General features: G+C 41.5%; 10 protein-coding genes. 1 reads left to right on the plus strand and 9 read right to left on the minus strand.

Going from position 1 to position 6,439, the window contains the following annotated elements; genetic code table 11:
* A partial coding sequence (locus EI164_RS13970; protein ID WP_192520537.1) for an endonuclease/exonuclease/phosphatase family protein occupies positions 1-861 on the plus strand: 861 nt, incomplete at its 5' end.
* 449 nt (positions 862-1,310) lie between these two features.
* On the opposite strand, the gene EI164_RS13975 is transcribed toward EI164_RS13970, so the two are convergent.
* The 9 genes from EI164_RS13975 to EI164_RS14015 all read right to left on the minus strand — a co-directional run bounded on the left by EI164_RS13975 (position 1,311) and on the right by EI164_RS14015 (position 6,274).
* On the minus strand, positions 1,311-1,520 hold the full coding sequence (locus EI164_RS13975) for a hypothetical protein (RefSeq protein ID WP_192520538.1): 210 nt from the start codon (positions 1,518-1,520) through the stop codon (positions 1,311-1,313).
* Entirely contained in the window at positions 1,504-1,746 is a 243-nt protein-coding gene (locus EI164_RS13980; RefSeq protein ID WP_192520539.1) for a hypothetical protein, read from the minus strand. Before EI164_RS13980 ends, EI164_RS13975 begins: the two co-directional genes overlap by 17 nt.
* Before the next feature lie 9 nt (positions 1,747-1,755).
* Positions 1,756-2,244, minus strand: a complete 489-nt coding sequence (locus EI164_RS13985; protein WP_192520540.1) for a hypothetical protein — start codon at positions 2,242-2,244, stop codon at positions 1,756-1,758.
* A 355-nt stretch (positions 2,245-2,599) separates the two neighbouring features.
* Complete coding sequence (locus EI164_RS13990; protein WP_192520541.1) at positions 2,600-4,753, minus strand: DUF3987 domain-containing protein; 2,154 nt, start codon at positions 4,751-4,753, stop codon at positions 2,600-2,602.
* Complete coding sequence (locus EI164_RS13995) at positions 4,750-4,932, minus strand: hypothetical protein (RefSeq protein ID WP_192520542.1); 183 nt, start codon at positions 4,930-4,932, stop codon at positions 4,750-4,752. The genes EI164_RS13990 and EI164_RS13995 overlap by 4 nt, the downstream gene beginning before the upstream one ends.
* A complete protein-coding gene (locus tag EI164_RS14000; protein ID WP_192520543.1) occupies positions 4,922-5,254 on the minus strand; it encodes a hypothetical protein in 333 nt (110 codons plus the stop codon). Before EI164_RS14000 ends, EI164_RS13995 begins: the two co-directional genes overlap by 11 nt.
* Positions 5,255-5,430: 176 nt before the next feature.
* On the minus strand, positions 5,431-5,706 hold the full coding sequence (locus tag EI164_RS14005; RefSeq protein ID WP_192520544.1) for a hypothetical protein: 276 nt from the start codon (positions 5,704-5,706) through the stop codon (positions 5,431-5,433).
* Entirely contained in the window at positions 5,699-5,986 is a 288-nt protein-coding gene (locus tag EI164_RS14010; protein WP_192520545.1) for a hypothetical protein, read from the minus strand. The genes EI164_RS14005 and EI164_RS14010 overlap by 8 nt, the downstream gene beginning before the upstream one ends.
* The gene (locus EI164_RS14015) at positions 5,987-6,274 is read right to left on the minus strand and encodes a helix-turn-helix domain-containing protein (RefSeq protein ID WP_192520546.1); all 288 of its coding nucleotides are present in this window, start codon (positions 6,272-6,274) and stop codon (positions 5,987-5,989) included.
* Between the last annotated feature and the right edge of the window lie 165 nt (positions 6,275-6,439).

The following is a 6,439-nucleotide window of genomic DNA, read 5'->3' on the forward strand; positions in this document are numbered from 1 at the left end:
TTCATTGTCGTATTCTCTCAGAAAGTTGAGTCTCCGACAATCTCGGGGCGGTTCAAAATCATGATTTCAAATGTTTTGACACCTAACGATCAAACACAAAAACTGGTTAATTTGGTACAGCGAAAAGAACCAGATGTTTTGGTCATACTAGAAAGTGATGAAAAGTGGGAAACAGCCTTACATCAAATAGAGCCTGATTACCCTTATACGGTAAAAGTTCCATTGGATAATTTGTATGGTATGCATCTATATTCTAAGCTCGAACTGATTGATCCTGTCGTCAAATATCTGATGATTGATGACATACCTTCTGTTCATTCACAGCTGCGCCTGCAAAATGGTCGCGTGATTTGGTTGTATTGCTTGCATCCTATGCCGCCAAGCCCGACTGAAGCGGACAAATCAACCACTCGTGATGCAGAGCTCTTAATGGTTGGCAAGCACATCAAAGAAAATAATCAAACGGCGATATTGGCAGGGGATCTCAATGATGTAGCATGGTCAAAGACGACGCGTCGTTTTCAACGTATCTCGGGGCTACTTGACCCACGTATTGGTCGACATTTTATCAACACCTTCCATGCTGACTATCCCTTTTTACGTTGGGCATTAGATCACATTTTTCATAGTGCTTGCTTTACCGTCGTAGATATTCAGCGACTACCTTCTATTGGCTCAGATCATTTTCCTGTGATGACAACACTACAGTACGAACCAGAAAAAACCAGTCAACAAGCGCAAAATACACCGACTGCCGAAGCAGAAGATATTAAAGAAACAGAAAGTAAAATAGAAGAAGGGAAAAAAGAAGGAGAAAAAGTTTCAAAGGAGCATGCAGAAAAGCAGCCAAATTTAGGCTAATAGGCTGTCAGAATTTTGAGTCATAATGTTTTCAGAGCTTCTTTAAAAACGTAAGCATATGCTTACGTTAATTAAGGTCTTTAACCTCTAGCCGTAACAAGTCAACTGTCTTACAATACAGCCATCAACACAAGGATATGTAAGGATACAGTGTTGAGAAAGTATCAATAAAAAGAGCAGGTTACCTGTTATTTTGCAAGATGCTTTTTATGACTTAGGATGAGTCAACATGGAAGAGATAATAACAACAACATGAAGCGTTAGAGCCTCGAACCAATCGCCCTAGGTTCGGGGCTTTTCTTTGTGTTTAACTTATTGATTTAAAAGTATTTTATGATGATATTTAAATATTTGGTACATAATGTGGTACATGATAGTTTTTATCTAACTCTTATTTAAAGATAAAATTAGATGAATTACTTTGATTATTTTCATAACGTACCAGTTTATTACCTGTCAGGTTTGCGAGCGTTCTTAACATTAACTATGATTTGTACTGGCTGTGGTTCGTTATTAAGTTCGCTGTCTGCTTTATCAAGTCCTAGTAATTTAGCCTTAGCTAGTATTGATGCCACCATAGCAGACGCTTGGCCGTTTTCTTTGGCTGTCTGTCTTGCATCGTCCAATTCTTTTATTAAGTCATTAACTGTTACTTTCATAAGTTACCGCCCTTGTATGCTCATCGCTTGATAGCTCGTTCATTAGATCACTGATTGACTGCACAGCATCGGCATTAACATCTCTAATCTGTGGCTTATCTAATCCTAGTAATTTAGCTTGGCTAATGGTGGCCATGATTAAGGCGTTTGGGTTTCTATCCTCAATCGCTATCTGCTTTGCAAGCTGTAAGTCTTGGATCAAGTCGTTAATGTCAGGTAGTCGCATCTTTTAGCCTCAATGGGTGCAATGTAGTTTATCAAGTGTAGATTGCCATACCTTAGCTGTTAGCTGCTCATGCTCATTCACCAGCTTGTTATACGTGCTGTGGTGCATTCCTTTAGGTCGTTCACCAATACCGTGAGCAATCCCTGCTTGCCAGCCTAAACGCTGTCTAATCGCATGCAAGCGACTGAATAGGCGGTCAATGGGTTGCTGTAGCTGTGATTGATAATTAGCACCAATACAATGCCTGCATAAGTAAGTAGCAGCAAAATATAAGACGCTTGTACGCTTCGAGCATGACGGGCACATAAACCAATGACGATAGCCGCCATAGTTGCATGGGGTCTTTGATACTTGAATAGAGTAGTCATAAGCCTTGCCACGGTATTGATAACTAAGATCTAAAAAAGGTTCGGCTGCTTGTTTTAACTTATCGCGATATGTTGAGATATTAATCTTTGAATAGTCGCTAAGGCTGCGAGTAGTGGCAATGGCTGGCATGATGATCTCTAATTGTTATCTAAATAATTAGTAAAATTCATCTTTATCATAACATGATGAGTATATTTAATCTCATGCATTGCTAACCTTTGACAGCTGCAATAGATAATATAAACATAGGAATAGCATAGGTGGGGAAAATGGGGAAAGTAGGAAAGTGAGCTTCTAAAGCATTGGTATATATGGGTTATAGAGTTTTCCCCTTTTAAAAGTAAAAAGGCAAGTAAGGAAAGTTAGCAGTCTTTAAACCGTTCACTTTCCCCACTTGCCTAATGGGTTAAAATATAGGAAAGCTGGCTAAGGTAGGAATAACAAGCCATATAGCGTTTGCTTTCCCACTTTCCTAGTTTTCCCCCTACTTAGCCTCTAATAATTCAGGTCTTACCTGTATGGTTCTAGCCCTGCCATTGGTTATGATCTTAATATACCCCTCGCTTTCTAATACCTCAGCTATCAATTCAAAGTTATGCTTTTGCCGTAAGTGCTTAGGGATAACTTTGCTTTGAGCCGTTGAATAAGCCAGCTCCTTAACCGATTGCCTATTACAGTAATTGACTAGCCAACTGATTAACTTTTGAGCATCATTATCACCAGCTTGGGGCTTGTCCGTGTAGCGCATGCGCTCGCTTATCGAGTAGTCAGTCAGTTTTGATGCTTTATGTATGTCATCAGCGGTTATAAAGCGTCTACCATCAAAGTAAGCAAGTATTGAGGCGATACGGCTGGCATTTTCATGTAAGCGTCTGGCATAGCTTGCGTATTTCTCTAACTTACCGCCTTTGCATAACTGGCTTTCTTTATCGGTTTGATAATTAGCTAAAGCCTTTCTAGCCTGCCTATTCTTAAAGGGCATATTAAAGCGGATAATATTGCCCTCATTATCTCTATCTACACTATCAGCAATGGGGTCTAGCAGCGTTCGGCATCGTTGCCAGTAAGCCTGTAATCTTGGGTCTTGCTCTGGTTTAGCGTCTAGCCGTTCATCAGTGTTATAAACGATTTGACCGTTCATATTGTCAGGAAAGGCAAACAGAAAACGAGGTAGTAAGCCTTGCCCATTCATAGCCTCATCATTTAACGCTGGTGCGATAACTGGTGGCTGCCCTTGCAAGTCTAAAGTGAACCTAACCCCATTCATGCTGTTTTGCTCTATGGTGTCATAGCGCGGTGATAACAGCCTATCAAACGATCCATCACTCCATATATCACATAGCTGGCTTATGTTACTTTTTGCCGTATCACTGGTTAAACTATGACCGCTTAAAAATAATGCAGCCTCAGCCGTTGACCATGCTATATCTTTAGTATTACCAATAAGCATATTGTCTAAAAAGCCTTGAATAGTGCCAGACTTAACCAAAATTATGGCTTGCTTAGGCTTGGGGTTTTCTAGTAACCATAGCTCTAGGTCTTTTTTGGGTGTGCTGGCTTTTTGGGCTAACCATTCATCTCTAAGCGTTTGATACTCTTTGCGCTTATCGTTTTGATAATTAACAAGCTCTTTATGGCTAAGTTTTACGGTTCGGCTTTTACCACTGCCACTGTCGCCCTCAGTGAGTAAAAATAGTGATACTGGCATAAAATAATCACCTAAGGCATAAGGCGCGTTTATATATTGCTGAATGGTCGTAGCACTTGCCCCTAGTATGCATTGCCCTGCCATTGCTGGCTGTACCTGTGAATGATAGGTAATAGCCGTTAAAGCATCTCTTAATATTTCGCCCTCTTTGCCCCATGCTTCTACTGGATAGGGTGTGGCTTTGCTGTGTTGATCTGCTATATCGCCGAGCTTTCCCCATGCCAATACTGATAAGTCGATAGTGTCCGCATCTGTAATAAGGTCGCCTATCAAGTCACCATCATGCAATCTGCTAATAATAGTATCTATCGTTATATGAGCAATAGCATTCACACCTGATAAGCGGCTCATTAATGTGTCTTTGTGCTGGGCCGTGTCTATGATATGAATGGTTTTGACTTCGCTAAGGTGTCTTAACGTCATATCAAACATACTTTGATTAAGGCATGAAAATACAGTGACATTAGGGTCATTCATTGCAAGGGCTGCATATAGCATGACCTGATCGCTTAAACTGGTCACTAGCCACCAGTCACTATCATGGCTCATTGGTCCAATAGCATACGCGCCTGCTTGTGTGGTGTCCGATATGATTGGCGGCTCGTTATCATTGTTTGCTGTTCGTGCTGCCATGTTGACTGGTTCAGCTTTATTGTTGACCATAATAAGGCCATACCTGCCTTTGGTATTAGGTAGCTTATCGCCTTTGCTATTGCCGCCCCTCATGCTAATATCATCGTGTAGATAACGCGTTTTATCAGTGTGATTGGTTGGTAGTCCTAAATCATGCTGCAAGCTGTCCAACTGGCTTATATTGGCATCTTGAGCGCGTTGTTCAGGTGTCGCATTATCAATATCAGCAATATAACCTATGAAGCCGCCCATGTTATCAGCATGGGTTTTTTCTTGGCTGTCTGTTGGTGTGGTCATCGTTTGCCCTCCTTGCCGTCATCATCATATGAATGCTGCATCTTGTCCGCTGCCCGTTTGATTTGATAGTAACGGCCGCCTTGCGTGTCTTTTCTTTTCTGCTCTTTACCATGCTTTGACTTTGCATAGGCAAGTTGAGCGTCCATAAAGGTTTTAGGGTTATCGTTATCAGTAGGCACAAGCATCTACCTTACCAAAACCTGTTTGGGCTAATGGTTCGTTGATAATGTCCAGTTGACTGTAAAGCAGATTAATCCAAGTATCGGCGGCATCTTGCGATAGACGGGCCAATGCTATGGCGGCATGGGGTTCTATTTGACGGGTAGCGATAAGGTGTAGCAGTTGCCCTATGTCATGCAATGCAGTAGCAGCGGCATTAATATCACATGCAATATCCGATAGCATGATAGACGGCATTAAAATTACTTCGTCATCATCTTTATTGGTAAGGTCTATAACTTTGCGCTGGCTCGTTTGAGTAGTTGTAATTGAGTTATGCATGATTAGTTACCTTTGATTTTATGAATGTTTGGACGTTGACGGGCTGGCATGAGGCGATTAGTAGCAGCATTAACAAACAAGCCATGACTGATAAAAAGCCAGTAAAACTACGCTTACTTTGTTTAGGTGGCTGGTTGCCACTGTGCGGCCCGTGGCTGGTTGTTAGATTGGTTCTGTTATCTTTGATCATTTCTTACGTCCTCCACGTTAAAGGCGATTTCTGCTATGTTTTTCGATAGCTCTTTTAATGACTCCACTTGTCGGCTGCCTGTCGGTAAAAAGCTGCCTAACATTTTGGTTTCTAGCTCTGCAAGTTCTGTCATGGTATTAATAATGGTTACATTGGCGTGTAAAGTAGTGATCAACTGGTCTATAAAGTCATCAGGTATCATCAAAAAACCCTCTTTTTTTAGCCCGTCCATTACTTCATTTATAAAAGTGTTATTACTCATGGTCTGTTGCCTCCGCTTGGTACGGTAATGCGTGCTCACAAAACATCTCGCTAACAATACCTGCCAGCTCGCTATTGGCATAAAGTGCGGCTTTGACTGCCACAAGTACGCCTTGACTAACATCATCTTTTGTATTGATAGCATCTAGCGCGGTGGCTAGATGGTCAGTATTAATATAAATATCTTGTACGCGGTCATTCATAAGACGTAAGTAAAGGCTATCCACAGTCACTAGGCGGCTGGCTGGGGTGTCGATTGATATGCTAGGGTGGTTATTCATTTAGTTCACCTCACTGTTAGATAATTCGCTTTCAAGTAGTGTTTGTTCATCAAGCCAATAGACTGAAAAACGCTTGTCATTGTGCGTGACTATCTCGCTTTGAATGGTTAGCCCTGCGGTTCTTAAGTCATGTATGCGCTGGGCTAGGCATGTGATTTGATAAAGGCGGTATGCGTCCCATGTGGTGATCGTTGCCCCTGTCATCAGGTGCGCTCTAACAATCTCTATCTGTGTCTTAGGTGCTGGCTCGTTGGTCACTGGGGCGATGGTGGTGGCTGTAATAGTCATGATTAAACCCCCTCGCTAACTGATTGCTGACTTTCAATAAAGCGCAAAATATCGCTATTCCTAAACATAGGAATACCGTTTATATTAGGGGCTGTATAGAATTGAGGAACCATTGAAAAAAATAAGCAACGCCTTACTCTAATGTTTACCACAACAAAGAAACAA

The sequence above is a fragment of the Psychrobacter sp. FME13 genome (assembly GCF_014861395.1).
GTDB lineage: Bacteria > Pseudomonadota > Gammaproteobacteria > Pseudomonadales > Moraxellaceae > Psychrobacter.

What these genes read in the sequence shown, in the direction of transcription:
- EI164_RS13985 (WP_192520540.1), bottom strand. Translation starts at nt 2,244, where the DNA reads ATGCCAGCCATTGCCACTACTCGCAGCCTTAGCGACTATTCAAAGATT.
- EI164_RS14005 (WP_192520544.1), bottom strand. Translation starts at nt 5,706, where the DNA reads ATGAGTAATAACACTTTTATAAATGAAGTAATGGACGGGCTAAAAAAA.
- EI164_RS14000 (WP_192520543.1), bottom strand. Translation starts at nt 5,254, where the DNA reads ATGCATAACTCAATTACAACTACTCAAACGAGCCAGCGCAAAGTTATA.
- EI164_RS13975 (WP_192520538.1), bottom strand. Translation starts at nt 1,520, where the DNA reads ATGAAAGTAACAGTTAATGACTTAATAAAAGAATTGGACGATGCAAGA.
- EI164_RS13990 (WP_192520541.1), bottom strand. Translation starts at nt 4,753, where the DNA reads ATGACCACACCAACAGACAGCCAAGAAAAAACCCATGCTGATAACATG.
- EI164_RS14015 (WP_192520546.1), bottom strand. Translation starts at nt 6,274, where the DNA reads ATGACTATTACAGCCACCACCATCGCCCCAGTGACCAACGAGCCAGCA.
- EI164_RS14010 (WP_192520545.1), bottom strand. Translation starts at nt 5,986, where the DNA reads ATGAATAACCACCCTAGCATATCAATCGACACCCCAGCCAGCCGCCTA.
- EI164_RS13980 (WP_192520539.1), bottom strand. Translation starts at nt 1,746, where the DNA reads ATGCGACTACCTGACATTAACGACTTGATCCAAGACTTACAGCTTGCA.